At 55.0% G+C, this 1,770-nt stretch carries 2 protein-coding genes; both read right to left on the minus strand.

All coding sequences use genetic code 11. The features are described 5' to 3' along the window. Nucleotides 1–14: 14 nt before the first annotated feature. Nucleotides 15–491, minus strand: coding sequence for a hypothetical protein (locus V6D20_13330; protein ID HEY9816762.1), 477 nt, complete (start codon nt 489–491; stop codon nt 15–17). A gap of 174 nt (nt 492–665) precedes the next feature. Beyond that, nucleotides 666–1,553 (minus strand): PHP domain-containing protein, encoded by an 888-nt coding sequence (locus V6D20_13335; GenBank protein HEY9816763.1) that lies wholly within the window; start codon nt 1,551–1,553, stop codon nt 666–668. Nucleotides 1,554–1,770 lie beyond the last annotated feature (217 nt).

The following is a 1,770-nucleotide window of genomic DNA, read 5'->3' on the forward strand; positions in this document are numbered from 1 at the left end:
CTAGATCTATCTACTTATGTATCCGCAGGGGCAGGTTCCCGAGCAGCAACGGCTAGCACCAAACATAGGGCCGCGACAGCCTGTTGCCATGCTTGACGGGTTGCATCGTCGGGCACAGTCTCAAACAGCCCCACCAGTCGAGGAATGGCAGCCTCTAACGCAGGTCGAGGCACTGGACGATGAAGCTCAACGAGGTGGGTAATGCTTTCCTCACTGCGGAGAAACTTCACGACCCAGCCAGTGGTATGGTCTGGGCTATCGGGTACTCGCTGAACACCGAGTTCTGTTTTTAGCCAGGTATAAAAAGGCGGCAAATGCTCTGCTAGTAATAAACCTGCTGTCGGCAAGGTCTCTTGAAGCAAAGGAACATTTAGCTGGGACAAGAGAGTCTGGAGGTCTGAAGACTTGAGCAGGGCGGGTAGTCCCATATCTAAAAGCTGCTGAAGCTGAGCGTTCGACAGGGAAAGATGCTGAGTGAAGGTTGCTTGCACGAGTATAGTCTCTAATCGTTACTCCTAATCTAGCTAGATTCTCTCCCGCAACACTATGAGCTACCTCATGAAGCACCACCAGCTGTGTCTAGATTGGTTGAAACCAGTTCTAGATGAACGTTCAAACGTCTTCTAGGTAAGTCGTTCACAACCTAATTTGTCACAGGATCAGGATTAATTCAGGTGAAAGTCTAGTCCTTGATCAGCATGGAGCGATCGCGCCCCTTGTTGCAGAGGAGGGAGTAGATCGAGGGAAAGCTGCAATTGATTGAGTCCCGATCCATAGGGTGAGGGGCCGTGATAGTCACTACCTCCGGTGGTCAGTAAGCCATACTGCTGGCCAATGACTGCTAGACGACGGCGATCGCGTTCTGCATGGTTAGGATGATAGACCTCAAGGCCCATCAACCCTGCTTCCACCAATGTGGGTAAGACCTCCGGCACTGGCCCACCTCGAAATAGATAAGGATGGGCCCAAACCGGCACAGCACCACAGCGTCGCAGAAGCTGAATGCCGTCAACGGCCGAAAATTTTTCATAGGCCACATGGGCAGGCTTATCTTCCCCTAGCCAGCGCTCAAAGGCTTCCTGAGGCGATCGCACATAACCGGCTGCCACCAGCGCCGCTGCAATATGGGGACGACCAGGAGCCATCGTGTCTGATAGACGGGGTAGGATGATGGGATAGCCGAGAGCAGCTAAGTTTTCAGCCATCTGCTGAGCGCGGCGATGTCGTCCTTCAACCCGCTCTCGCAGTGGTGCTTCCAAGGCCTGACGATTGGGATAGAAGCCCAGAATATGCAGCGATCGCCCATTATGCACCGTACTCAGTTCCACCCCCGGCACCAGGGTCAGGGAGGTACCGGCAGCAGCTTGGTAGGCCTCATCCCAGCCCGAGAGGGTGTCATGGTCGGTGATCGACAGAACCTTGAGTCCGGCAGCGATCGCCTCCTGCACAAGCTGGGTTGGGGTAAGGCTGCCGTCGGACTGGGTGCTGTGGCAATGGAGATCTAGCATGGTATTGGCGGGGAAGAGCCGGAGGGGTATAGGGTTGATCGTCATTTCAGTATAACGGGGCTGACGCGGGGCATGAGAGCGATCGCCCCCCGGGGAATGAAGCTACGTTGCCGGGTTTCGACTCCGCTCGACCCTCGTCTCATCAGGATTGGAGCATTGAGCGCCGTCGAAAGGCTTGCCAATCGTTATGTCCTCCCACTTAGTAGGTGGCGGTGAGTTTACTGAGCAGATGATCGCGCATCAGAATCGGCGGATAGCGGCG

This window comes from Candidatus Obscuribacterales bacterium (assembly GCA_036703605.1).
In the GTDB taxonomy this organism is placed as follows: Bacteria; Cyanobacteriota; Cyanobacteriia; order RECH01; family RECH01; genus RECH01.